Source organism: Uliginosibacterium flavum (genome assembly GCF_040566545.1).
GTDB classification, from domain to species: Bacteria; Pseudomonadota; Gammaproteobacteria; order Burkholderiales; family Rhodocyclaceae; genus Uliginosibacterium; species Uliginosibacterium flavum.
On record NZ_JBEWZI010000015.1, the window covers coordinates 1 to 25,041 of the forward strand.

A 25,041-nucleotide genomic window follows, 5' to 3' on the forward strand; every position below is an offset into this window, starting at 1 on the left:
TATGGCTGCAATCGACTCCGTGAGTCGTCATCAATGAAAAGATTGGCTTTGCAAACGGGGGCGTCCATGTATGCGCACCGCGCACGCGGATCGGGACCATGCCTACGCACGGCGCCATTGAGTCGGCTCCGGCGATGATTGCGGTGTGGGAATGGTGCGCAATGCGCACCCTACGCATTCTGCCGCCCGAAGTACTTTTCCCTGCTTCACTCTCCAGCCCGCCTTGTGCGGGCATTTTCTTGTGCTGTCAAAAACGACAATGCCTGCACGGCCGCATGTGGATTGGCTGTGCAGGCATTGTGTCTGGAGCGCCTTGCCTGATGCGCTTGTGCCGGCGGCCTGTCTGTACAGGTCCGCCAGGTGAGGCTCTACGAGCAGTGCCTAGCGGTGGCCTTAGCCGCCGATCACACCGCCATCATTGCGGGTGATGGCCACCACCGAGGGGCGCGGCGGCATGCTGCGGCTGAAATCCGGCCAGCGGGTGGAGGGTGCGTTGAAGGTGGAGTCGGCATCTTCGCCCGGGTGTTGTACGGCGACGAAGAGGGTGCGGTTGTCCGGGGTGAAGGCCGGGCCGCACATTTCCGCGTCTTTCGGGCAGGCGTAGAAGAACTTCGGCAGCGCGCGGCCGGCGCCGCTTACGTCGCAGGCATACACGCCGTCCGGGATGCCGCTCTTGCTCTGCGCCGAGCCCTGGTCGGTGGTGATCCACAGGCGCCCACGGTTGTCGAAGCAGCAGTTGTCGGGGGCGGCCATCCAGTTGCCCTTCTCGGCGGTATCCGGATGGTATTTGGCGCCGTGCTTGGGCTCGCTCGGGTTGCCGGCGAGCAGCAGGACTTCCCAGCGGAATTCGTCGGCCGTGTGCTGGGCGATGGGGGCGCCATCGTTGCCCTGGGTGCCGGGCGGCAGCAGTTCAAGGATGTGGCCGTAGGCGTTGCTGGCGCGCGGGTTCATCTTGTTGATCTGCTCGGGCTTGCGCGTGGTGTTGTTGGTGAGCATCACATAGACGCGGCCGTTCACCGGATTGGCCTCCACATCTTCCGGGCGATCCATCGGCGTGGCACCGACCAGGTCGGCGGCGCGGCGGGTTTCGATGAGTACATCGGCTTGCGACTGGAAACCGTTGGCCGGGGTCAGCGGGCCCTGGCCGAACACCAGCGGCAACCAGCGCAGGCTGCCGTCTTCGCTGAACTTCGCGACTGACAGTACGCCGGTGTCGAGCAGGTCGCGGTTGGCGGCCAGGTTATTGGCGTTGTATTTTCCGGCGGTGACGAAGCGGTAGATGTATTCGAAAGCCTCGTCGTCGCCTGAATAGACCACCACCTGGCCGTTCGGCGCCACCACGCAGGTGGCGGCTTCGTGTTTGAAGCGGCCCAGGGTGCTGCGCTTGACGGGCACGGATTTCGGATCATACGGATCGATTTCGACGACCCAGCCGAAGCGGTTCGGCTCGTTCGGTTCCTTTTCGATGTCGAAACGCTCATGGAAGCGCGACCAGCTATAGGCCGACTTGCCCTTGATGCCCAGGCGCTTGTAGTTGGCGGCTTCGGGCAGGCCTTCCGGGTCGCCACCGAAGTAGTTGTTGAAGTTTTCTTCGGCAATCAACACGGTGCCCCAGGGGGTGACGCCGCCGGCGCAGTTGTTGATGGTGCCGATGATGTGGCGGCCCGTCGGGTCGGCCTTGGTCTTGAGGCGGGCATGTCCGGCGGCAGGGCCGGTGATCGTCATCGGCGTGCTGAGGGCGCTGATGCGGCGGTTGTACTGGCTGCTTTCGACGACTTGCCAGCCTTCTGCAGTCTTGCGGATTTCGACCACGGAATGGCCGTGGGCCGCCATCTCGATTTCGGCCTGAGCCTGGTTCATCTGTTTGACCGCACCGGTCTTGGTCAGCCCCGGGAACATCAGTTCCGGATTGGTGTATTCCTGATTGACGCAGAGCAGGCCGTGGCCGCTGTTCTTCGAGCCACGCGGCAGCGGCATGAAGGCGACGAAGTCGTTGTTGTAGCCGAACTGTTTTTCCTGCGCGGCGGCACTTTGATTGAGCGGGTCGAAAGCAGGCGCATCGGCCAGTACCTTGTCGCCCCAGCGGATCAGCACTTGCCCGCGATGGCCGGTGGAGACCTGCTGGTATTGCTCGATCTTGTGCGGTGGCTGGGCGAACTGCAGCGAGGATGGATCGCTGGAGGCTCCGGCAGCTTCGGCCAGACCGGAGCCCATCAGGGCGGCGCCGCTGGCGCCCGCCAACAGGCCTTTCAATGCCGAGCGGCGTGAGAGGCGCGCGTCGATCAGGTCGGCAAGCGGTGTCGACAGCGGGGCTTTCGGGTCATTCATGTCTGCATCCTCAGAAGAAGAAATAGCGTTTCTCCGCCGCACAGTGCGGGCACAGCCAGCTTGCGGGGAGGGTTTCAAAAGGCGTGAAGGGAGGCGTGCTGGTCAGCGGCTCCCCGGCGTTGCCGTCATAGACATGGCCGCAGCGGCTGCAGACCCATAGCTCAAGCTTGCCGTTCTTGCGGCGGGCAAAGGGTGGGGTGGGGTTGTTGGCGCGGACAGGCGTGCTACTCATGGTTTAGCCATGCTGCCTATAGTGCTTTACAGGAATGTGACAGGCTGCGAATACAGTCTGTGGGAGGGTTGCCTGAAGAGCCGCCATGGGCGCGAATCTTCAGGCCATATGACTGTAGAGGCCCGCGGGGGGCGGCTCTTCAGGCAGGTCGTTTATTTCTTGCGGAAATCTTCGCGCGGCGGGCTGAAGGAATCCAGCAGCAGGGTTTCTTCGCCCTGCATGGCGAGGAAACCGTGCGGCAGGGTGCCGGGCACAAGGATGATGTCGCCGGCGCGCATTTCGTAGGCGCGGTCTTCGATGGTGTAGGTGCCGCCGCCGTAGACGACATAAGTGGTCTGTTCGTGCGGGTGATTGTGGGTATAGCCTTCAGCGCCGGGCTGGAAGTGGACTTCCACCTGCATGAGCTTTTCGCCATCGGCGGTGATGCGGCGTTTGATGCCGCCGCCGAGGTCTTCCCAGTCGGGCTTGGTGAGGATGGGCATGCCGGTTCTCCAGATGAACGTTGAACAGGCCCTAACTATACGACAAAGATTTATTGAATTGCCGGGGGATGTGCCCGCTTTACCCGATTGTCACGCCTGCGCGGGCTGCGTATGCTGCGGCGGACTTGATGTCACGCCCGGAGCGGATTGCGCAACGCTGATCCGCTTTGCCCGATGCGATGGATGGCCCCGTGCTGCAGCGCGGGTGGTTTTTGTGAGGGCTCGATGGCTTTTTCCGTTCGTCAGCGTTTCATTCTGCGTGCCACGGTGGGCTATGCCGTTTTTGCGCTGGCCTGGATTTTCCTGTCCGATCAGCTGCTGGCCCAGTTCACCGATATTTCGCGGATTCTCTGGTTGTCGAACGCCAAGGGGGTGAGCTTTGTGCTGGTCACTTCCCTGATCCTGTACGTCGCTTTGCGAGCGGTGCCGGCAGAGGGCGCAGGGGCGGCGAAACTGGATGTAACGCAGATGCGCCAACAGGCTTTGCTGGGCTGGCCACGCTGGGTGAGTTACGGTTTTTCCGTCTTGATGAGCATGGTTTTTCTGGCGCTGCTGGAAGGCATCGGCATGCGTCCGGGCGAGCGCCCCTTGTTGATCATCCTGATGCTGCCGATCATTCTGGGCGCGGCCACAGGCGGGCTCGGGCCGGGGCTGTGTGCTACTGCGATCTGTGCTTTCGGCGAGCAGTTTTTCCTGACGCAGCCACGCTTCAGTTTCAGTTTTGCTACGCCTCAGGATTTTTTCCAGTGGTGTTTTCTGATTGTTAACGGCGCGCTGGTCAGCGTGCTGTGCGAAGTGCTGCGTCGCTCATGGCTGCGGCTGGAGGTGAGCGGGCAGCAGCGCTCGGTGATTCTGGGGAGTATCGGCGATGCGATCATCGCGACGAATGCCGAGGGGCGGATCACCTATCTGAATGCGGCCGCCGAAAAGCTTACGGGCTGGTTTGGGGACGCTGCCGTGAGTCAGCCTCTGGCGGTGGTATTCGCTCCGCTGGATGAGGCGGGAGAGCACCCTCTGGGGGATCTGCGCGCGCAGATCACGGGCCCGGGGGCGCGTTTTGTGTGCAACGCGGTGTTGCTGGATCGCACGCAGCAGCGTATTCCGATTCATGTGCAGGGCGTCGCGGTGCGACTGGCTGACGGAGCATGCGTGGGTCTGGTGCTGGTGTTGCGTGATGAAACCGAGCGGCGGCGCATGGAGGAAAGCGTGCGCCACATGAACGAGTTGTTGCAGGGGATGGGGGCTCTGGCGCACGTAGGCGGCTGGGAAATTGATGCGCTGAGCTTGCAAGGCGTGTGGACGCAGGAGCTGGCCAACATCTATGAGGTGGGGCCTCAGGCGCTGCCTGACATGGCGTACTGGATGCAGTTCTGCGAGGGGCGCTGGCGTTTGCTCCTTGAGTCTGCTCTGGCTCGCTTGATGCAGGACGGCACGCCCTACGACCTGCAACTGGAGTTGATCACGCCCACCGGCAAGCGCAAGTGGGTGCGTACGGTGGCCATGCCGGTGTATGCCGAGGGGCGTCTGGTCAAGGTGCGCGGCGCCATGCAGGATCTGACTGCGCAGAAACAGGCGGAAGACGCGCTGCGGGCGAGCGAGGCGCGTTTCGCGCGGGTGATCGAGGGCTCGGATCAGGGTTTCTGGGAGTTGAATGTCCAGACCAGTCAGTTTGACGTCAGCCCGCGTTTTGCGATCATGCTGGGTTACTCGCCCAAGGACCTCGATGTTTCGCTGCCCCGCTGGAGTGAGTACGTGCATCCGGCGGATCTGGACAAGGCACATCGCTCGATTGCCGCCCACCTTGCCGGGGAATTGCCTGCGCATAACGTTGAAATCCGGATGCGGACAGCATCGGGTGAATGGAAGTGGCTGCTGACGCACGGCAAGATCGTGCAGTGGGATACCGACGGCCAGCCCTTGATCATGTCTGGCACGCACACCGATATTTCGGAGCGCAAGCGCACGGAGGCCGCATTACGGCAGGCCGCTGCGGTGTTCGAAAATTCGCAGGAAGGGGTGGTGATCGCCGATGCGGAGCTGATGATCGTGCGGGTCAATGCGGCTTTTGTTCGCCTGACGGGTTACCGCGCAGATGAGGTGGTCGGGAAAAAACCTTTGTCGTTTCTGTTCGGAAGCGGCAAGGAGGAAGTGTCGATTGAGGAGATTCAGGCCCAGATCGCCAAGCAGGGCAGCTGGCAGGGCGAGTTGTGGGGGCGGCGCAAGAGTGGCGAGCTGTTCCCCCGGCTGATGAGCGTCAGCGTGGTGTGCGACGAGAGTGGCAATGTCGTCAATTACGTCCAGGTGTTCACCGACATTTCTACTCTCAAGGCATCCGAGGAGCGCCTCGATTACCTGGCGCATCACGATCCGCTGACGCATCTGCCCAATCGGCTTCTGCTGTTCTCGCGCCTTGATCATGCGCTGGCTACCGCACGCCGGGATGGCGGCGTGCTGGCCCTGCTGATGTTCGATCTGGACCGCTTCAAGGACATCAACGACAGCTTCGGGCATCTGGTGGGTGACGCCTTGCTGCAACAGGTCGCCGCAAGGCTGACCGAGCGTTTGCGCGGCAAGGATTTCTTCGCTCGTCTGGGGGGCGACGAGTTTACGATTCTGCTCGAAGGCCTGAATCGCCTGGAAGATGCCGCCCGCGTCGCCGAAGAGGTGATCGAGGCGCTACGCCAGCCTTTCCATCTGGCCAATGGCGTGGAGGTGCAAAGCGGCGCGAGCATCGGCATCAGCCTCTTCCCCGGCCATGGCGACAGTGCCGAGAGTTTGTTGCAGCAAGCCGACGCAGCCATGTACCGGGTCAAGGCCGAAGGGCGCGGGCACTATCAGTATTTCTCGGAGAGCATGACCGACGCCGCGCGTGATCGGATTCACCTGGATGCGCGTTTGCGTCAGGCCCTGGCCCGGCAGGAGTTCCGCGTGTTCTACCAGCCGCTGGTGGACATCGCCAGTGGCCGCATCGTCGGCGCCGAGGCGCTGGTGCGCTGGCTCGACCCCGAGGAAGGCCTGATCCCGCCAGCCCGCTTTATTCCGATTGCCGAGGAAACCGGACTGATCCGCGAGATCGGTGCCTGGGTGCTGCAGGAAACCTGCCGTCAGGGCCGGGAATGGCTGGATGCCGGCATCGCCCCGTTGGTGCTGGCGGTGAACGTGTCGGGCCATCAGATCCGCCACGGACACTTCGGTGCCCAGGTCGAAGACGTGTTGCGTACCACCGGTTTCCCGGCCGCCTCGCTGGAACTGGAGCTGACCGAATCAACCCTGATGGGCGAGCGCGAAGAAATCACCGAACTGCTGGAGTGGTTGCGCTCCCGCGCGATTCGCCTCGCCATCGATGATTTCGGCACCGGCTATTCCTCGCTGGCTTACCTGAAGCGCTTCCCGCTGGATGTGTTGAAGATCGACAAGAGCTTCGTCGACGACATCCCGCATGATCGCGATGATTGTGAAATCACCCTGACCATCATCAACATGGCGCACACCCTGGGCTTCAAGGTGCTGGCCGAAGGCGTCGAAACCGCCGAACAACTGGCCTTTCTGCAGGCACATGGCTGCGACATGTATCAAGGCTATCTGCGCAGCAAACCGGTGCCGGCAGAGGCGTTTTTGAAGTTGCTGCAAGGCTGATCGCGGTGAGGCCCGGAGCTCACAAGCACTCGATTTGCCTTAGACTTGGCCGCTGCCGTATCGCATGCTCCCACCGGAGGACCCGTGGAGTTCTTTAGTCCCTTCCTGAAATCTCTTGTGCTGGTGCCGCTCACGCTGCTGCCCATCATCAACCCGTTGAGCGGCGCGGCTGTGTTTACTACCACGGCAGGCAGAAATCCTGTCGTGGTGCGGAAGATGGCGCGTCAGGTCGCGATCAATTGCTGGTGCATTCTGGTGGTGTCGATGCTGGTTGGCACCTATGTTCTGGAGGTCTTCGGCATCTCGCTCGCCATCGTGCGGCTCGGCGGCGGCTTGCTGGTGGCATCGACGGCGTGGCGCATGCTCGGCAGCGCCGATGCTGACGACATGCATAAGGCAGTGGCGGAGCAGGCCGCGGACATGCCGCATTCGGAGATTGTGCGGCGCAGTTTCTTCCCCGTCACCTTCCCGCTCACCACCGGGCCGGGCTCCATTGCGGCGTCCATCGCGCTCGGCGCAAACATCCCTGGCACGCCGATGCTCTACCTGCAAGGCGTCGTGGTCGCCGTCCTGGGGGCTGCGCTCACTGTAACGGTGGTGTATCTATGCTATCGCCACGGCGCGAGCCTGCTGTTTCGCCTCGGTGAAGTCGGCACGATGGTGATGATGCGTCTGCTGGCATTCATCCTGCTGTGCATCGGCATCGAGATCATGTGGACCGGCTGGGCTGATCTCAACCACCTGATACCGTGATCGACGCTTGTGGGGCCTTGAGTCTCAGCAAATGTCTGCTTTGGATTGATACAGCCGGGTAGGGTACGCGCCGCGCACGCGGATCGGGCGTCCAGAAGGGTCGGTGCGCAATGCGCACCCTACGAAACTGGGCGCTTGCAGAGCCGCTACCTGACTTGTTTTGCGGGCGGACATGCTGAAGAGTATTTTTTCATAAGCCTCTGCGGATGGGGTGGCTGAAAAGCGCCGCTGCATGCGGCTCTTGAGGCATGTAGATGTAAAAAGACCAGCCCGCAGGCTGGCCTTTTGCTTTTCTCGGGCAGATCAGAACGGTAGTTCGATGCCCGGCCAGGCGGCGCTGATCTTGCTGCGGAATTCGCCCTGGATGCGTTCGATAGCCGTTTGGGTGTCGGCTTCGAAACGCAGCACCACGACGGGCGTGGTGTTCGACGAACGCGCCAGGCCGAAGCCGTCGGCGAATTCGACGCGCAGGCCGTCAATGGTGATGCGCTCGACTTCGCCGTCGAACTGCATGGTTTTGAGTTTCTCGACCAGCGCCAGCGGCTCGCCTTCCTGCATCTTGATGTTCAGCTCGGGGGTGCAGATCGCGTCCGGCAGGGCCTTGAGGATGGCGTTGGCGTCAGGGCTGCGCGAGAGGATTTCGAGCAGGCGCACGCCGGTGTACAGGCCGTCGTCGAAGCCGTACCAGCGTTCCTTGAAGAACATGTGGCCGCTCATTTCGCCGGCCAGCGGGGCGCCGGTTTCCTTGAGTTTGGTTTTAACCAGGGCGTGGCCGGTGTTCCACATCAGGGGCACGCCGCCGTGTTTGCGAATCCACGGGGCGAGGTTGCGGGTGCATTTCACGTCGAAAATGATCTGGCCGCCAGGCACGCGGCTGAGTACGTCAGCGGCGAAGAGCATGATCTGGCGATCCGGATAGATGATTTCGCCATCTTTGGTGACCACGCCGAGGCGGTCGCCGTCACCATCAAAGGCCAGACCGATCTCGGCGTCGCCGGCCTTGAGCGCGGCGATCACGTCTTGCAGATTCTCGGGCTTGGACGGATCGGGATGGTGGTTGGGGAAGTTGCCATCGACTTCGCTGAACAGCTCGGTCAGCTCGCAGCCGAGGCGTTTGAAGAGTTCCGGGGCTGTGTTGCCGGCGACGCCGTTGCCCGAATCGAGCACGATTTTCATCGGCCGGGCCAGCTTCACGTCCGACAGGATGCGGGCGATGTAGGCCGGGCGCACGTCGGTATGGGTGATCTTGCCCGCGCCCTTGGCGAAGTCGTTTTCGACGATGCGGCGGCGCAGATCCTGGATCATGTCGCCGTACAGGGTTTGACCGCCGAGGACCATTTTGAGGCCGTTGTATTCGGGCGGGTTATGGCTGCCAGTGATCGAAACGCAGCTGTGGGCGTCCAGTTCGTAAGCAGCGAAATAGGTGATCGGGGTGGCGACGACGCCGACGTCGATGACGTCGATGCCCGTGCTGGTGATGCCTTCGGCCAGCGCGATGGCGAAATCGGCTCCGGACAGGCGCCCGTCACGGCCGATGACGATGCTCGTCTGCCCGCGCACGAGGGCTTCCGAGCCCAGTGCCTGGCCAATGCCACGCACGGTTTCAACGGTGAGGGATTTGCCGACGATGCCGCGAATGTCGTAGGCCTTGAAAATTTCGGGGGCGGGCGCTGGCATGCTGTGGCTTCCTGTGGAATGGGATAAGTGGGCGGGATTATACGGTGCGCAGATTTCTGTTCGATGCCGGAATGCGTGCAGGACAGGCGGTAATTAAATGGATTTTCCTTGGCCCTGCGCGGCTCACCGCAAAGACGCAGAGGGCTGCAAAGGATAAGCAAGATTTCGGCCACTGCCCGACAAATTCGGGTGGCTGAACTCTCTGCTTCCGCTGCGCCCTTCTGCTTTTTGGCGTCTTTGCGTTACAGGATTTCGACTGGCTTAGAGGAACAGGGTGAGCGTGCCGGTCTGGCCGAAGAGGTGATCGCCGGCGATTTCGCCCGCCGCAAAGAAGCCGGCCAGTGGAATCGGGCCGAAGACCTCGCGAATCATTTCGAGTTCGCTGTCGTCACGCTCGAACATGACGCCGCCGCGAGAGGCGCAGTTGACGTAGATGCCGCCCTTGGGTGGATGTGGGCAGGCTGCTTTCAGTTCGGCAAGCATGTGGGCAAGTTCGCTGCGGGCGGTTTCTTCGTCGCGTTTGAGAAAGACGATGTTCTGGCCCTTGGCAATGGATTCGGTGATGGCAATGCGTCCGCTGCGCACATCAAGCGCGACGATGCGCCGCGCGGCGAACTGGCGCCGGTCGTCGTCGGCATCGGTCAGGCCGACCAGGAGGGTGCTGACGGCGCGGCGCAGGTCGGTGCCGAGCGTGCCGGCGGCTTCGCGGAAGACTTCGACGGCGGGGCGGCCGTTGATGCGTTCGATCAGGCTGTCTTGCGCCTGGGTGACGCGCCAGCTGCCGGGCAGCGGCGCGCAGCCCTGGCTGACGCCGGTCAGGGTCTGGATGTGTTCGTTGAAGGCGACGCCCGAGAGCCCGCCGGTGAGTGCTTCACCAGCGATATGGAAGGCTTGCTGGCGCGCGCTGGCGAGGCCGCCGGCAATGCGCCCGCCGCGCACCTTGAGGGCCATGTCCTGCACCAGTTCGCTCATGTCCGGGGTGAGTGGATCGGCGTGGACGAGGGCGGCGTAGGGGGCGAAATCGCGCGGCAGCGGACGGCGCCCGGAGAAGACGCGGAAGCTGTCGAGCGGGAAGGCGCCGAGCATCACGGAAATGCCGGGTGCGTCGAGGGCCGCGCCCTGCGTGCCGATGACGCCGACGCCAGTGGCGCCGACCCATTCAAGGACGCCGGTCTGGGCGCGCAATTGCCCCAGAATGGTGTCGATGGCGAAGGCAAAGTGATCGGAGACGTAGAGAAAGCCGAGGTTGGCCTGCGGCAGGCGCGGCAATTCGGCAATTACGGCATGCAGCGCGTCTTCCCAGCCGGCGGCTGTGGCCCACGCGCTGGCGAAGCGTGGTGAATTCATGGTTTGCGAGGGGATTGCTTGGAAGCCGCTTTGGGCTTGGATTTCGGGGTAGGGGCTTCGGAGACGTCGGCTGCGGGCGGCTCTGCGGAAGGAGTGTCTGTAGACGCTGGCTGCGCGCCGTTGTTGAAAGGCCAAGCCCACAGTGCCGGATTCGCGAAGGGGTTGTTGCCTTCGTTGTCGGCGTGCGCCTTGCTCATGGCCTGCATCGCGGCGATGGTGGAGCGCTGTACTTCAAGGCCCTGGATGGTCATTTGCAGGGTGCCAAGATTGATCTTGAGCCAGCCTTCAACGGCTTGCAGATCCTTGATGCGGCGTTCGAGTTCGTCGACATCCATCGTCGGCGTGACCATGCCGGGCAGGCCGAAACCCATGTTGCCCCACATGTTGCGGATGAATTCGAAACCGTCTTCTTGTTGATCGCTGGACATCTCGGGCTTCCTTTCAGGGGGCGGATAGTTTGATCATACGCTGCGTTCGGCGGCGTGCTGGAGCAAATGGGCGAGGGAGGCGCGCAGCTTCGCCGGGCGCACCGGTTTGTGCAGCAGCGGTACGCGCTGGGCGGTGGCCAGACGCAAGGTTTCCGGTCCGGTGTCGCCGGACAGGAGCAGGGCGGGCAAGTCGGCGCCGAAGCGCTCGCGCAGGTGGGCGATGATGTCCAGACCGGTGTGTTCGCCGGGCAGGCGGAAGTCGCTGACCATGATTTCAGGCTCGACTTCGAGCTCTTCCAGCGCGCTGAGCAAGCCGGGCAGGCTGTCGCTGGCCACCACGAAGCAGCCCCAAGCGCGCAGCAGACCGGCCAGACTTTCCTGGGCCAGCGCGTCGTCATCCACCATGGCGACGATGCGGCCAATGAAATTCTGTTCGGGGTTCAATGCCGGCTCCTGGTTCGCTTCAGCCGGCGCGCTGGGTGCGACGACGCCGAAAACTGAGCCACGACCCGGTTCGGAGCGCAGGGTGATGGGGTGGTAGAGCAGATCGGCCAGACGACGGACGATGGCCAGGCCAAGCCCGAGTCCTTTGCTGCGATCGCGCGCCGGATTTTCGAGCTGGACAAATTCGAGGAAGATATTGGACTGATTTTCCGGCGCGATACCCACGCCGCTGTCACGCACCTCGACCAGCACGTGATCGCCACGCCGGCGCGCGGTGATCATGATGGCGCCGCGCGGGGTGTAGCGCAGAGCATTGCCGACCAGGTTGATGAGGATGCGCTCGAAGAGCATCGGGTCGCTGTGAATCCAGAGTTTGGTGGGCCGCACGCGCAGGCGCAGGCCGCGTTCTTTGGCGGCGTGCCCATAGTCGGCGCCAATGCGTTCAAACAGCGGGCCGAGCGCAAAGGAGCGCGGGTTGGAGCTGACGACGCCGGCATCAAGTTTGGAGATGTCGAGGAGGCTGTCGAGCAGGTTTTCCATGGCCTCGGCCGAGGCGGCGATGCGTTCGATAAGCAGGCGCGTGTCGTCGGTGTGCTCCTTGCGCGACAGGTCGGCGATGAACAGACCGAGGGCGTGCATGGGCTGGCGCAAGTCGTGGCTGGCGGCCGCGAGAAAGCGTGATTTGGCCATGTTGGCGCGTTCCGCATCTTCGGTGCGTTCGCGCAACTGCAGGGTCGCACCGGAAATGCGCTGCTCCAGATTGCCCCGGGCAATCGACAGATGGGCTGCCATTTCATTGATGCCTTCGGCCAGTCGGCGCAGGGCGCCACGCCCCTCGATTGGCACACGGGTGGCCAGATCACCACTGCCGATATCCGACATGGCGGCGGCAATTCGCTGGATCGGCGTGCTGACCGAGCGGCTCATCAACACCGCCAACGCAATGCTGCCGGCCAGTACCGCCAGCAGCATGAATAGCGCGGTGACGATCTGGTTGAGCTTGCGGTTGTCCAGGGTTTCGCGCGAGATCAGGACGACGACTTCGCCCAAAGGTTGATACAGGCTGCCGCCGGTCAGGGTGTAGGGGTCTTCTTCGAGCGAGGGGGCGTGGCGCACCGGTTCGACAATGCGCAGCATCTGGCTGCTGATTTCCATCACCTCCGCTTTGCTGGGCGGGCTGACGTTCGAGGCGGAGTGGACTTGCAGGCCCGCTACGGCCATCAGGCTGTTGTCACGGTCGTAGATGGCGACGCCGTAAATGTCGGCCGATTCCAGCGCCGAGGCAGCAAGGCGTTGCAGTACGTCCCGGTTGCCTGAGAACAGTCCGTATTCGGCCGCGGAGGCGAGTTGGCGGGCGGTGGCCTGGCCGCGTTGGGTGAGCGCTTCCTCAAGATCGTTCAGGCGCGAGAAGGTGAGCAGCGTGGTCAGCAGCAGGCCGAGTACGATGGTGGGGACGAGCGCCACGATCAGCACACGGGTGCGGATATCCATATCCCAGCTGAGTCTCATGGTTGGCGCTCCAGGCGTTCCAGGCGTTCCCTGATCAAGGCTTCTCCTTCAAGCGATAGTCCCAGCGAACGAGCCACCCGTTCGTTGATTCCGATGGTGTAGTGGCGCGGGTACTGCGGTGCGGGCATGCTTCCTCCAGCAAGAAACTGCAGGCTGATGTCCGCAGACTGTGCGGCAAGTTGTTCGGGGGTTGAGTACAGCGCCACCATAGCGCCAGCATTGATGTAGGCGGGTGAAAAACCGATTACCGGTACGCCGCGCCGGTAGGCGCTGAGCAGGATGCTGGGAATGGTTTGCGAGTTGAAGACGGAGGTGTCGGGGGTGGCAAGCAATGCCCCGCTATCGGCAAACAGGCGCTGCATGGCCGGATAGATGTCGGCTTCAGAGCTGATGGTCTCGGCTTGCGCGCGCAGGCGGGCATCGCGGGCGGCGGCCATCAGGCGCGCGGCAGCGTCTTTGCTGTCACGTCCAACGAGCAGACCGATGTGTTCGAGATCCGGGATCGCCGCGCGGGCCAGTGCGATGTAGCGCGCGGCGGGTTGATCGATATAGACGCCGCCAATTTTTGCTTGCGGACTCTGCAAGCGATCAAGGTTGGTTCGGGGCAGCATTGCCAGCAACAGTGGTTGATGCTGGTTCCGGGTGCCCAGAGCTTCTGCCGCCCGGCTGCCCACAGCGATCAGCAGGCTTGCTTCGGGCAAGGGCTGGTTGGTGAGCTGACTCAGCTCGAGTATTTGGATCTCGATGGTGCTGCCGCGCTTCTCGAGGCTGGCCCGGAAACCTTGGGCATAGGCCTGATAGGCCGGCGCAGGCTCGCTCAACACCACCACAATGTTCGCTGCCATCAGGGGTGACGCGGCCAAAACCAGCAGGCACATGAGTGCCGATCGGAGTGCGCAGGTGATTGACAGGAAGTGGGAGTGCACCGTGCGGAACATCAGGGGACGAAGGTGTACGGGGAGTTTTGTTGCAACGCGAGAGCATACAAGACGGCGAGGGACTCGGGGGTATGTCAGAAAGGAAATCGCCCCCTAAAATCCTGCCCTGTCGGGTAGTCCTTTCGTTACGATTCTGTCGGGCACGCTGCGCCAGCGTAATATGCAGGCTCTTTTGTTTGTTGGATCGTCCTACTATCCCCATGGAATCTTGTCGCGTACTGGTCATTGAAGATCACGCTCTGGTGCGCGAAGCACTGGTGCGTGCGCTCGGCCAGCTGGAAATTCCTTGTCACCATGCACAGGCCGCTTGTGCGGCTGAGGCAATGGCGCTGGTGGAGGCTGGCAACGAATATGATCTGGTGCTTACGGATCTGATGTTGCCGGATATGAGCGGCTTCTCTCTGGTTTCCGTGCTGGCGCATCGCTTTCCGACAATTCCGGTGGTTGTGGTGTCGGCGCTGGCTGATGAGGCTTCCGTCAAGCGGGCGCTCAAGGCCGGGGCTGCAGGTTTTATCTCCAAGGCAATGTCGTCCGAGCAGTTGGTGAATGCGATCCGCTCTGTGCTCGAGGGTGGGGTGGTCATGCCCGACAACCTGAGCGCAATGCCGTCGCAGCCACGGACGGGGCGTCGTCGCGGTATGGATTCGCTGGCGGAGCAATATGGCCTGACCGCTGCACAGACGCGTGTCATGGAGCTGATGATTGAAGGCCGCACCAATCGTGAAATTGCTGATTTGCTGGGGTTGGCCGAGGGCACCATCAAAGTGCATTGCTCGGCAATCCTGAGGGCGCTGGGCGTGCCTAACCGCGCTCAGGCGCTGGTTGTGCTTGCACGCCAAGGCTTGCGCGCCTGATTTTGGTTTCGCGCGGGCGTGCTCCGCAGTGTGCTGGTTTCTGCAGTTAAAAGCGGATAACTTCAGCAGTGTTTCCTGTAGCCCCCTTGTGTGTTTTTCCCGAGGGAATCCGGTATACGAAGAGTTGCGTCTGGCGACGGTCGTTAATGGACAGGATCTTGTCGGGCGTGATCCCCGGGATTGGGAAGCTATTGCTGATCAGCAGGCTGCCTGGACGCATTTCTTTGCGTGCCTTTTGCCAAAGCGATGGCATGGGAACTGGCGAAAGAAACGCATATACAACGTCGTAACTGGCGAGTGAGTGCGGCCAGAAGTCAGCGCGCAGCAGGGTGAGATTGTTTGCTTTTCGGCCCAGCCAGCGCGAGATGACAAAGGGGCCGGGGGCGGATTCGATGCCTGTGACTCTCCAGTCTGGGCGCAACTGAGCAAGGGACAGTGCAAAACTTCCGGTTCCACTGCCAAGGTCCAGCACTTTCAGCGCCTGGTCGTCCGCGAGCCATGCCGCGAGTCGGTGTACCGTGATGCGGTTGGAAAGAAACAAGGGGACTTGGGTGCGGAATGTTGACCAATACGTCAGTAGCAGGATGAAAAAGCCAGCCGCGTAGATGGAAATCGGTAGCTGTAGTTGAATTGCCAGCACCAGTGCCGGGACGAAAACCAGATGAATGGGCCACCACCAGCGCGGAGCAAGCAGCAGTGCGGAAACGATGGCTGCCAGGCCTCCCTGCAGGCAGGCGAGGCCGAGTAGGCTCATGCTAGGAAGTATCCCGTTGCGCGCGAGGGCATACACAAAGATGAGTCCGGCGGTTTGAGCGGCCAAGGCTTTGATGAGTGCAGGAGGCATTGGGTGAGGCGCGGTTTAAGTGAGGATGTTTTGTATGCTACCGGGGCTTGCCGGGTTGGAGAAGCGCCCGTGAGAGTAGAAAGAAAAAGCAGGTAACCCCAGTTTTCTGTTCGTTGTCGGCAAACAGGGCTTGACTTGCTTTTGTTTCATCTCTATATTCCTGCCTTCTTCACGGAGGGGTGCCCGAGTGGCTAAAGGGGGCAGACTGTAAATCTGCTGGCTAACGCCTACGTTGGTTCGAATCCAACCGCCTCCACCAGATTAGAAGCAAGCCGCTGCAAGATGTTGTTAATTGGCGTCGCAGTGGTTGTAGTGCGGGTCGAGTGATCGACGAGGCAGATTTTAGTAGGGCGGGTGTAGCTCAATGGTAGAGCAGAAGCCTTCCAAGCTTATGACGAGGGTTCGATTCCCTTCACCCGCTCCAGGTTTTTAGTGCCCTTGTAGCTCAGTGGTAGAGCACTCCCTTGGTAAGGGAGAGGCCACGTGTTCAATCCACGTCAAGGGCACCATTCTTTTGTTTCTTTAACTGTTTTTGCTCGGGTTGACTGGGGTAGATTATGGCCAAGGAAAAGTTTGAACGCACCAAGCCGCACGTAAACGTCGGTACGATTGGTCACGTTGACCATGGTAAGACCACGCTGACTGCAGCTATCACGACCGTGCTGGCATCGAAGTTTGGTGGTTCGGCCAAGGCGTATGACCAGATTGACGCAGCGCCGGAAGAAAAAGCGCGTGGTATTACGATCAATACTGCTCACGTCGAATACGAAACCGCAAACCGTCACTACGCCCACGTTGATTGCCCGGGTCACGCTGACTATGTGAAGAATATGATCACCGGTGCCGCCCAGATGGATGGCGCGATCCTGGTCTGTTCTGCTGCTGACGGCCCCATGCCCCAGACCCGCGAGCACATCCTGCTGGCGCGTCAGGTTGGCGTGCCGTACATCATCGTGTTTCTGAACAAGTGCGACATGGTTGATGATGCCGAGCTGCTCGAACTCGTCGAAATGGAAGTGCGCGAACTGCTCTCCAAGTACGACTTCCCGGGCGACGACGTGCCAATCATCAAGGGTTCCGCACTCAAGGCGCTGGAAGGCGACAAGGGCGAGCTCGGCGAAGTGGCCATTATGGCTCTGGCTGAAGCGCTGGACTCCTACATCCCGACGCCGGAACGTGCCATCGACAAGCCCTTCCTGCTGCCGATCGAAGACGTCTTCTCTATCTCCGGTCGCGGCACCGTTGTGACTGGTCGTGTTGAGCGTGGCGTAGTTAAAGTCGGCGAAGAAATCGAAATCATCGGCATCAAAGACACCGTCAAGACCATCTGTACCGGTGTTGAAATGTTCCGCAAGCTGCTCGATCAAGGCCAGGCTGGCGACAACGTAGGCGTGCTGCTGCGTGGCACCAAGCGCGAAGACATCCAGCGTGGTCAGGTTCTGGCCAAGCCGGGCTCCATCAAGCCGCATAGCCACTTTACGGGCGAGATCTACGTACTGTCGAAGGACGAAGGTGGTCGTCACACCCCGTTCTTCAACAACTACCGCCCGCAGTTCTACTTCCGTACGACGGACGTGACTGGCTCCATCGCGTTGCCTGAAGGCACCGAAATGGTCATGCCTGGCGATAACGTGTCGATCACCGTCAAGTTGATCTGCCCGATCGCCATGGAAGAAGGTCTGCGCTTCGCTATTCGCGAAGGTGGCCGTACCGTTGGCGCTGGTGTTGTTGCCAAGGTTATCGAGTAATCGCTAACCAGAAAATCCAGTGATTTTGGGTGCTGGATTTTGATAGCGCTCTGGGGATTTCCTCAGGGCGCTTTGTAGTCTCTGCTGCAGGGGTGTAGCTCAATTGGCAGAGCGTCGGTCTCCAAAACCGAAGGTTGGGGGTTCGAGACCCTCCGCCCCTGCCATAAATACAAAGGCAAGTCTTCCATGGCGGATAAACTGAAGTTCGCACTCGCGGTGTTGTTGCTGGCCGCGGGCCTGGCGGGGTATTACCTGCTGTCCGGGCAGGCGATGATTTTCCGTGTCCTGTGTGTGCTCGCGGGGGTTGCAGCGTGCGCTGCGGTGGGCTGGTTTACTGAACCGGGGCGTCGTCTAGGCGCTTTTGGTGGCGAAGCGATCACTGAGGCCAAGAAGGTCGTTTGGCCGACACGCAAAGAAACTACTCAGACCACGCTTGTTGTATTCGCGTTTGTGGTTGTTATGGCTTTGTTTTTGTGGCTGGTTGATGCAGTTGTTGGCAAGTTGATTGCCGCAATCTTGGGGTGGCAGCAATGAGTAAGCGTTGGTATGTCGTGCACGCTTATTCCGGCTTCGAGAAGTCTGTTATGCGTGCCTTGATTGAGCGTGTTGCGCGTTCAGGTATGCAGGATAAGTTCGGTCAGATTCTCGTTCCCGTTGAGGAAGTCGTCGAGATGAAGGGTGGCCAGAAGAGCGTAACCGAGCGCAAGTTTTTCCCGGGTTACGTGCTGGTTGAAATGGAGATGGATGATGACTCTTGGCACTTGGTTAAGAGTACTTCCAAGGTGACGGGATTTGTCGGTGGTACAGCTAACAAGCCGACTCCGATCTCTGAGAAAGAAGTTGAAAAAATCCTGCATCAGATGCAGGAAGGTGTTGAAAAGCCCAGACCCAAAGTCCTGTTTGAGGTGGGTGAGTTTGTGCGCGTCAAGGATGGGCCATTTACGGACTTCAATGGCAGTGTCGAAAGTGTGAACTACGACAAGAGCCGTTTGCATGTCTCGGTCACTATTTTTGGCCGTTCAACACCGGTAGAGCTTGAATTCAGTCAGGTTGAAAAAACCTGACAAGCAAGGGAGGGTGTCGGAGCCTCTCGTTTCAATTTCCGGCATGAGGAGCATCAGATGCTGATGCGTTAACACTCACTTCAAGGAGCCATCATGGCAAAGAAAATCGTTGGCTACGTAAAGCTGCAAGTGCCTGCGGGCAAGGCTAATCCTTCGCCCCCAATCGGCCCCGCTCTCGGTCAGCGCGGTCTGAACATCATGGAGTTCTGCAAGGCCTTTAATGCACAGACCCAAGGTCTGGAGCCGGGTCTGCCGATTCCTGTCGTGATCACCGCTTTTGCGGACAAGTCTTTCACGTTCATCATGAAGACTCCGCCGGCGACCGTGCTGCTCAAGAAGGCTGCCGGGATTCAGAAGGGTTCGCCGAAGCCCCATACCGACAAGGTTGGTAAGGTGACGCGCGCTCAGCTGGAAGAAATTGCCAAGGCCAAGATGAAAGATCTGACGGCTGCCGATCTGGATGCAGCTGTTCGCACCATCGCTGGCTCTGCTCGCAGCATGGGCCTAACCACGGAGGGTGTGTGATATGGCTAATCAATCCAAACGAGTGAAGGCGCTGCGCGCTGGTGTTGATCGCAATAAGTTGTATGCAACCCAAGAAGCTCTGGGTCTGGTCAAGCAAAATGCTACGGCCAAATTCGACGAGTCTGTGGATGTTTCCGTCAATCTGGGCGTAGACCCCAAGAAGTCGGATCAGGTTGTGCGCGGTTCGGTCGTGCTGCCAGCAGGAACGGGTAAGACTGTTCGCGTCGCTGTGTTTGCTCAAGGCCCGAAGGCTGAGGAAGCCAAGGCTGCTGGTGCCGACGTGGTTGGTTTTGATGATCTGGCTGAGCAAGTCAAAGCTGGCAATATCGATTTCGATCTGTGTATCGCTACTCCGGACGCAATGCGTGTGGTGGGTGCTCTGGGTCAGATCCTCGGCCCGCGCGGTTTGATGCCGAATCCGAAGGTCGGTACGGTGACGATGGATGTGACCACGGCAGTCAAGAATGCCAAGGCTGGTCAGGTGCAGTATCGCACCGACAAGGGCGGCATTATTCATGCCACGATTGGTCGCGCATCATTCTCCGTTGAAGCGCTGCAGCAGAATCTCAGCGCTTTGGTTGATGCTTTGGTGAAAGCCAAGCCGGCAGCATCCAAGGGGGTGTATGTGCGCAAGATCGCTCTGTCCTCGACGATGGGTGCAGGCGTTCGCATTGAGCCAGGTTCGGTTAACGCGCAGTAAAAAATACTTGGCGCGGCGCAGAGTGTGCCGCGCCTTTTTGAACTTTGGGACTGCTTTTTACATAGCTGTTTTGTGTGTAATGGCAGGGTTGTCAAAGACCGTTGGGGGCAAGCCACAAGCAATGCCTTAATAAGGGTTACGAAAATTTTTCGTTATCCACCCAGCGCAGATGGTGTTACCCGGAAACAGGATTCTGGTTGTTTGATTTTCTGAACAGCCCCTGAATTTGAGGTCGCCGTTGTTGGACGTGCGGCATTTCGCCGTGACGTTCGTTAGAGTAAGGAGCTGACCTTGAGTCTAAATCTAGAAGACAAGAAGGCTGTAGTTGCCGAGGTGTCTGCACAGGTAGCGAGCGCTCAGACCATCGTTGTAGCCGAGTATCGTGGCATTGAGGTAGGACACCTCACCGTGCTGCGCGCCAAGGCTCGCGAACAGGGCGTGTATCTGCGTGTGTTGAAGAATACCTTGGCAAAGCGAGCTGTGGCTGACACCGCTTTCGCTGGCCTCGCTGACCACCTGACCGGACCGTTGATCTATTCGATCAGTTCCGATGCAGTGGCTCCGGCGCGGGTTCTGAATGACTTCGCTAAAACCAACGACAAGCTGGTTCTGCGTGCAGGTTCGTACGGTGGCAAGGTGCTGGATAAGGCAAGCGTGCAAGCGCTGGCTTCGATCCCGAGCCGTGAAGTGCTGCTGGCACAACTGTTGGGCGTTATGCAATCCCCGATTTCCAGCTTTGCGCGCGTTATTGCCGCTGTTGCTGAGAAAAAAGGCGAAGTTGCTGCTGCCTGAAGCAAGCCGAATCAACGTAATTACATTCAAATTTAGGAAATTAAAATGGCATTCGATAAAGACGCATTTCTGGCGGCACTCGACACCATGTCCGTGCTGGAACTGAGCGAACTGGTTAAGGCTGTTGAAGAGAAGTTTGGCGTGTCTGCTGCTGCAATGTCGGCTCCGGCCGCTGGCGGCGCTGCTGCTGCAGTCGCTGAAGAGCAGACTGAATTCACCGTGAACCTGTTGGCTTGCGGCGAGAAGAAGGTTGAAGTTATTAAGGTTGTGCGTGCTGCAACGGGTCTGGGCTTGAAAGAAGCCAAGGATCTGGTTGATGGCGCTCCGAAGTCCGTCAAGGAAGCGATTCCGAAAGCTGACGCAGAAGCCCTCAAGAAATTGTTGGAAGATGCTGGCGCAAAGGTCGAGATCAAGTAATCTCGTTTTTTGCAAGCAGGGTTGGTGGTCGAGGCCACCAACCCTTTTGTCGTTTTTCGGCATCACCGTGAAAACGGAATGTTGCTAATTGGCAGTGGCCAGAATACAGCACTGACTTGGCGGAATCCCCCGCCCTCAACGCTGTCTTGTGTCCTCTGTTGCTGGACTCTTGACCCGGAGCTTCCATGGCGTACTCCTATACTGAAAAAAAACGAATCCGTAAGAGCTTTGCCAAACGGCCAGCTGTTCTGGATGTCCCTTTCCTGTTGGCAACCCAACTGGAGTCTTTTACTGCCTTTTTGCAGGCCGATGTACCGCCCCAGTCGCGGCGCAACGAGGGTTTGCAGGCTGCATTTACATCGATTTTCCCGATCAGCTCGCATTCGGGCTATGCCCGTCTCGAGTTCGTTCACTTCATTCTGGGCGAGCCGGCATTTGATGTAAAAGAATGCCAGCAGCGTGGTTTGACCTTTGCTTCTCCGCTGCGTGCTCGTGTACGCCTGGTGATCATGGACCGCGAGGCGTCCAAAGAAACCATCAAGGAAGTCAAGGAGCAGGAGGTCTATATGGGCGAAATTCCGCTCATGACGACCACAGGTTCTTTTGTGATCAATGGCACCGAGCGTGTCATCGTGTCGCAGCTGCACCGTTCGCCGGGTGTGTTCTTTGAGCATGACCGTGGCAAGACCCACAGCTCGGGAAAGCTTCTGTTTTCCGCGCGAATCATTCCTTATCGCGGTTCTTGGCTGGATCTTGAATTCGATGCCAAGGACTCGCTGTTCTTCCGCGTCGACCGTCGGCGCAAGATGCCGGTGACGATCCTGCTCAAAGCCATTGGCATGAGCAATGAAGAAATCCTGAGCACTTTCCATGATTTCGAAACCTTCGAATTCGCAGGCAACGAGATCTATTTTGAAGTTGTTGCTGATCGACTGCGCGGGGAAGTAGCGCGTTTTGATATCGCGGACAGCAAAGGTAATTTGATTGTTGGCAAAGACAAACGCATCAATGCCAAGCATGCGCGTGATATCGCAGCTGCGGGTATCAGTTCGGTTGTCGTGCCTGAAGACTTTGTGTTGGGTCGTGTTCTGGCTCACGATGTGGTTGATCCAGAGACCGGCGAAGTGCTGGCCCGCGCCAACGACGAGCTGATTGAAGATCTGATCGCCAAGTTGTCAATCGCCGGTGTGAAGAGCTTCAAGACGCTCTATATCAATGATCTGGATCGGGGCGGTTATCTATCGCAGACTCTGCGTTCGGATGAGACTCTGGATCAATGGCAGGCCCGCGTCGCCATTTACCGCATGATGCGTCCTGGTGAGCCGCCGACTGAAGATGCGGTTGAGTCGCTGTTTCAGAGCCTTTTCTATTCGGAAGACCGCTACGACCTGTCGGCTGTCGGCCGCATGAAGTTCAATCGCCGCGCTTATCCTGAGAAAGTTGACGATAAGTCACCGGAGTGGATCAAGCGGTTTTACGCCAAGGTCGGCCCGCAAGGTGAAGAGGGTTCTGGTGTTCTGTGTAACGACGACATTCTCGCAGTGATCGGCGTTCTGCTTGAGCTGCGCAATGGGCGCGGTGAGATTGACGATATCGATCACCTTGGCAATCGTCGTGTACGTTGTGTTGGCGAGTTGGCCGAGAACCAGTTCCGTGCGGGCCTTGTTCGCGTTGAGCGGGCTGTCAAGGAGCGCTTGGGTCAAGCTGAGAGCGACAATCTGATGCCGCATGACTTGATTAACGCCAAGCCGATTTCGGCCGCAATCAAGGAATTTTTCGGTTCATCGCAGCTTTCGCAGTTTATGGATCAGACGAATCCACTGTCGGAAATCACTCACAAGCGTCGCGTATCGGCTCTTGGACCGGGCGGTTTGACACGCGAGCGTGCTGGCTTTGAGGTGCGTGACGTACACCCGACTCACTATGGTCGCGTGTGTCCGATCGAAACGCCTGAAGGTCCGAATATCGGTCTGATCAATTCTCTGGCTATTTACGGGACGACCAATCGCCATGGTTTCCTGGAAACACCGTATCGCCGCGTCGCGGACAATAAGGTGAGCATGGATATTGATTATCTGTCGGCAATTGAGGAAGGGCAGTACATCATTGCCCAAGCCAATGCTCAGATGACTGAAGGCGGCGTTCTGCAGGGCGAGCTGGTCTCTGCGCGTTATAAGGGCGAAACCATGCTGGTTGATCCCAGCCAGGTTCAATATATGGATGTGTCTCCGTCACAGATCGTGTCGGTCGCTGCATCATTGATCCCCTTCCTTGAGCATGACGATGCGAACCGCGCGCTGATGGGCGCCAACATGCAGCGTCAGGCCGTACCTTGCCTGCGTCCGGAAAAGCCACTGGTTGGTACCGGTATTGAGCGCACTGTAGCGGTCGACTCTGGAACGACCGTGCAGGCTTTGCGTGGTGGTGTGGTGGATTACATCGACGCCAATCGTGTGGTGATTCGTGTTAACGACGATGAGACCGTGCCAGGCGAAGTGGGCGTTGATATCTACAATCTGATCAAATACACCCGCTCTAATCAAAATACGAATATCAATCAGCGCCCTATCGTGCGGATTGGTGATCGTTTGGCCAAGGGCGACGTGATTGCTGATGGCGCATCCACTGATCTGGGTGAGTTGGCGCTCGGGCAGAACATGCTGGTCGCGTTCATGCCTTGGAATGGCTACAACTTTGAGGATTCGATCCTTATCTCAGAGCGTGTCGTGATTGAAGATCGTTTCACCTCGATTCATATTGAGGAGCTGACAGTCGTTGCACGTGACACGAAGCTCGGGCCGGAAGATATTACCCGCGACATTGCTTCCTTGGGCGAAGCCCAATTAGGACGTCTGGATGAAGCCGGTATTGTGTACATCGGTGCAGAGGTCGAGGCTGGGGATGTGATGGTGGGCAAGGTCACTCCAAAGGGTGAAACCCAGCTCACGCCGGAAGAGAAATTGCTACGCGCGATTTTTGGTGAAAAAGCTTCTGACGTTAAAGATACTTCACTGCGTGTGCCATCCGGCATGAATGGCACGGTGATTGACGTGCAGGTGTTTACTCGCGAAGGCATTGAGCGTGACATGCGCGCTCAGTCCATTATCGATGACATGCTCAAGAGCTTCCGTCTCGATCTGGCTGATCAGATGCGTATTGTTGAGCGTGATACTTTCGAGCGGATCGAGCGCCTGATTGTTGGTCAATCAGCCAATGGCGGTCCAAAGAAACTCGCCAAGGGCACTAAAATCAGCAAGGAGTACCTGAAGGATATCGAGCCCTACAACTGGTTTGATATTCGTATGGCCGACGACGCTGTAGCTGTTCAGCTGGAGCAGTTGCGCGAAGGCTTGGAGAAAACGCGTAAAGACTTTGATCTTGCGTTCGAGGCCAAGCGCAAGAAGCTGACTCAAGGCGATGAGTTGCCTCCTGGCGTGCAGAAAATGGTTAAGGTCTATCTGGCCGTCAAGCGCCGCTTGCAGCCGGGTGACAAAATGGCCGGCCGTCACGGTAACAAGGGTGTGGTGTCCAAAATTGTGCCGGTTGAAGATATGCCGCACATGGAGGATGGAACCTCTGTCGATATCGTGCTGAACCCGCTGGGCGTGCCTTCCCGGATGAACATCGGTCAGATCCTGGAAACCCACTTGGGCTGGGCTGCCAAGGGATTGGGTAACAAAATCGATGCAATGTTGCGCGCTCAGGCGACTGCCAAGGAAGTACGTAGTCTGCTCAACGAGATCTATAACGGCAGTGGCAAGAGCGAAAATTTGGGCGAGCTGAATGATGCCGAGATTTTTGACCTCGCCGGAAATCTGCGTAAGGGCGTACCTTTTGCTACTCCGGTTTTTGACGGAGCAGCGGAAGAAGACATCATCGGCATGCTCAAGCTTGCTGGTATGGACGTCGGCGGACAAGTGACTCTGATCGATGGCCGGAATGGTGAAGCTTTCGAACGCAAGGTGACTGTGGGTTATAAGCACGTACTCAAACTGCATCACCTTGTCGATGACAAGATGCATGCGCGTTCGACCGGACCTTATTCGCTTGTTACCCAGCAGCCTTTGGGCGGTAAAGCGCAATTCGGCGGTCAGCGTTTTGGCGAAATGGAAGTGTGGGCACTGGAGGCGTATGGCGCAGCCTATACCTTGCAGGAAATGCTCACCGTGAAATCCGATGACGTGAATGGTCGTACGAAGGTTTACGAAAACATCGTCAAGGGCGAGCACAAGATTGATGCCGGCATGCCGGAGTCCTTCAACGTGCTGGTGAAGGAAATTCGTTCACTCGCCATCGATATTGATCTCGAGCGTTATTGACCTG

The 25,041-nt window shown here is 59.2% G+C and carries 20 protein-coding genes and 4 tRNA genes; 15 read left to right on the forward strand and 9 right to left on the reverse strand.

What is annotated here, in order from left to right; translation table 11 throughout:
- Positions 1-393 precede the first annotated feature (393 nt).
- From ABXR19_RS13725 to ABXR19_RS13735, 3 genes are all read right to left on the reverse strand, one after another.
- Positions 394-2,328 carry a PhoX family protein gene (locus tag ABXR19_RS13725; protein WP_354601711.1) on the reverse strand — a complete coding sequence of 645 codons (1,935 nt, stop codon included), beginning with the start codon at positions 2,326-2,328 and terminating at the stop codon, positions 394-396.
- A gap of 10 nt (positions 2,329-2,338) precedes the next feature.
- Positions 2,339-2,560, reverse strand: a complete 222-nt coding sequence (locus ABXR19_RS13730) for a rubredoxin (RefSeq protein WP_354601712.1) — start codon at positions 2,558-2,560, stop codon at positions 2,339-2,341.
- Positions 2,561-2,712: 152 nt separating this feature from the next.
- On the reverse strand, positions 2,713-3,042 hold the full coding sequence (locus tag ABXR19_RS13735; protein WP_354601713.1) for a cupin domain-containing protein: 330 nt from the start codon (positions 3,040-3,042) through the stop codon (positions 2,713-2,715).
- A gap of 225 nt (positions 3,043-3,267) precedes the next feature.
- Between ABXR19_RS13735 and ABXR19_RS13740 the strand changes: the two genes are divergently transcribed.
- The gene (locus ABXR19_RS13740) at positions 3,268-6,678 is read left to right on the forward strand and encodes an EAL domain-containing protein (RefSeq protein WP_354601714.1); all 3,411 of its coding nucleotides are present in this window, start codon (positions 3,268-3,270) and stop codon (positions 6,676-6,678) included.
- 84 nt (positions 6,679-6,762) lie between these two features.
- Positions 6,763-7,431: a MarC family protein gene (locus tag ABXR19_RS13745; RefSeq protein WP_354601715.1), complete on the forward strand. Its 669-nt coding sequence runs from the start codon at positions 6,763-6,765 to the stop codon at positions 7,429-7,431.
- 303 nt (positions 7,432-7,734) lie between these two features.
- Here ABXR19_RS13745 and ABXR19_RS13750 read toward each other — a convergent pair whose 3' ends face one another.
- The 5 genes from ABXR19_RS13750 to ABXR19_RS13770 form a co-directional block, all read right to left on the reverse strand.
- Positions 7,735-9,108, reverse strand: coding sequence for a phosphomannomutase/phosphoglucomutase (locus tag ABXR19_RS13750; RefSeq protein WP_354601716.1), 1,374 nt, complete (start codon positions 9,106-9,108; stop codon positions 7,735-7,737).
- 261 nt (positions 9,109-9,369) lie between these two features.
- Entirely contained in the window at positions 9,370-10,455 is a 1,086-nt protein-coding gene (locus ABXR19_RS13755; protein ID WP_354601717.1) for an FIST signal transduction protein, read from the reverse strand.
- A complete protein-coding gene (locus ABXR19_RS13760; protein WP_354601718.1) occupies positions 10,452-10,883 on the reverse strand; it encodes a PhaM family polyhydroxyalkanoate granule multifunctional regulatory protein in 432 nt (143 codons plus the stop codon). Before ABXR19_RS13760 ends, ABXR19_RS13755 begins: the two co-directional genes overlap by 4 nt.
- 33 nt (positions 10,884-10,916) lie before the next feature.
- Positions 10,917-12,836, reverse strand: coding sequence for a hybrid sensor histidine kinase/response regulator (locus ABXR19_RS13765; RefSeq protein WP_354601719.1), 1,920 nt, complete (start codon positions 12,834-12,836; stop codon positions 10,917-10,919).
- Positions 12,833-13,681, reverse strand: a complete 849-nt coding sequence (locus ABXR19_RS13770) for an ABC transporter substrate-binding protein (protein WP_354601720.1) — start codon at positions 13,679-13,681, stop codon at positions 12,833-12,835. Before ABXR19_RS13770 ends, ABXR19_RS13765 begins: the two co-directional genes overlap by 4 nt.
- A 293-nt stretch (positions 13,682-13,974) precedes the next feature.
- On the opposite strand from ABXR19_RS13770, the gene ABXR19_RS13775 reads away from it, so the two are divergent.
- Entirely contained in the window at positions 13,975-14,628 is a 654-nt protein-coding gene (locus ABXR19_RS13775; RefSeq protein ID WP_354601721.1) for a response regulator transcription factor, read from the forward strand.
- A gap of 46 nt (positions 14,629-14,674) precedes the next feature.
- Here the strand turns inward: ABXR19_RS13775 and ABXR19_RS13780 are convergent, their stop codons facing one another.
- Positions 14,675-15,382 (reverse strand): class I SAM-dependent methyltransferase, encoded by a 708-nt coding sequence (locus tag ABXR19_RS13780; protein ID WP_354601722.1) that lies wholly within the window; start codon positions 15,380-15,382, stop codon positions 14,675-14,677.
- 263 nt (positions 15,383-15,645) lie between these two features.
- On the opposite strand from ABXR19_RS13780, the gene ABXR19_RS13785 reads away from it, so the two are divergent.
- From ABXR19_RS13785 to rpoB, 12 genes are all read left to right on the forward strand, one after another.
- A tRNA-Tyr gene (locus ABXR19_RS13785) sits at positions 15,646-15,731 on the forward strand.
- Between the two features lie 91 nt (positions 15,732-15,822).
- Positions 15,823-15,896, forward strand: a tRNA-Gly gene (locus ABXR19_RS13790).
- Positions 15,897-15,906: 10 nt separating this feature from the next.
- Positions 15,907-15,981 (forward strand) — tRNA-Thr (locus ABXR19_RS13795).
- Positions 15,982-16,029: 48 nt separating this feature from the next.
- Positions 16,030-17,220 carry an elongation factor Tu gene (tuf, locus tag ABXR19_RS13800; RefSeq protein ID WP_354601723.1) on the forward strand — a complete coding sequence of 397 codons (1,191 nt, stop codon included), beginning with the start codon at positions 16,030-16,032 and terminating at the stop codon, positions 17,218-17,220.
- Between the two features lie 88 nt (positions 17,221-17,308).
- Positions 17,309-17,384, forward strand: a tRNA-Trp gene (locus ABXR19_RS13805).
- A 22-nt stretch (positions 17,385-17,406) separates the two neighbouring features.
- A complete protein-coding gene (gene secE, locus ABXR19_RS13810) occupies positions 17,407-17,754 on the forward strand; it encodes a preprotein translocase subunit SecE (RefSeq protein ID WP_354601724.1) in 348 nt (115 codons plus the stop codon).
- Positions 17,751-18,284, forward strand: coding sequence for a transcription termination/antitermination protein NusG (gene nusG, locus ABXR19_RS13815; RefSeq protein WP_354601725.1), 534 nt, complete (start codon positions 17,751-17,753; stop codon positions 18,282-18,284). The genes secE and nusG overlap by 4 nt, the downstream gene beginning before the upstream one ends.
- 93 nt (positions 18,285-18,377) lie before the next feature.
- Complete coding sequence (gene rplK / locus ABXR19_RS13820) at positions 18,378-18,809, forward strand: 50S ribosomal protein L11 (protein ID WP_354601726.1); 432 nt, start codon at positions 18,378-18,380, stop codon at positions 18,807-18,809.
- A 1-nt stretch (position 18,810) separates the two neighbouring features.
- Entirely contained in the window at positions 18,811-19,509 is a 699-nt protein-coding gene (gene rplA, locus ABXR19_RS13825) for a 50S ribosomal protein L1 (protein ID WP_354601727.1), read from the forward strand.
- Between the two features lie 291 nt (positions 19,510-19,800).
- The gene (rplJ, locus tag ABXR19_RS13830) at positions 19,801-20,301 is read left to right on the forward strand and encodes a 50S ribosomal protein L10 (protein ID WP_354601728.1); all 501 of its coding nucleotides are present in this window, start codon (positions 19,801-19,803) and stop codon (positions 20,299-20,301) included.
- Between the two features lie 45 nt (positions 20,302-20,346).
- A complete protein-coding gene (gene rplL, locus ABXR19_RS13835) occupies positions 20,347-20,718 on the forward strand; it encodes a 50S ribosomal protein L7/L12 (RefSeq protein ID WP_354601729.1) in 372 nt (123 codons plus the stop codon).
- A gap of 185 nt (positions 20,719-20,903) precedes the next feature.
- Positions 20,904-25,037, forward strand: a complete 4,134-nt coding sequence (gene rpoB / locus ABXR19_RS13840; RefSeq protein WP_354601730.1) for a DNA-directed RNA polymerase subunit beta — start codon at positions 20,904-20,906, stop codon at positions 25,035-25,037.
- The last annotated feature ends 4 nt before the right edge of the window (positions 25,038-25,041 follow it).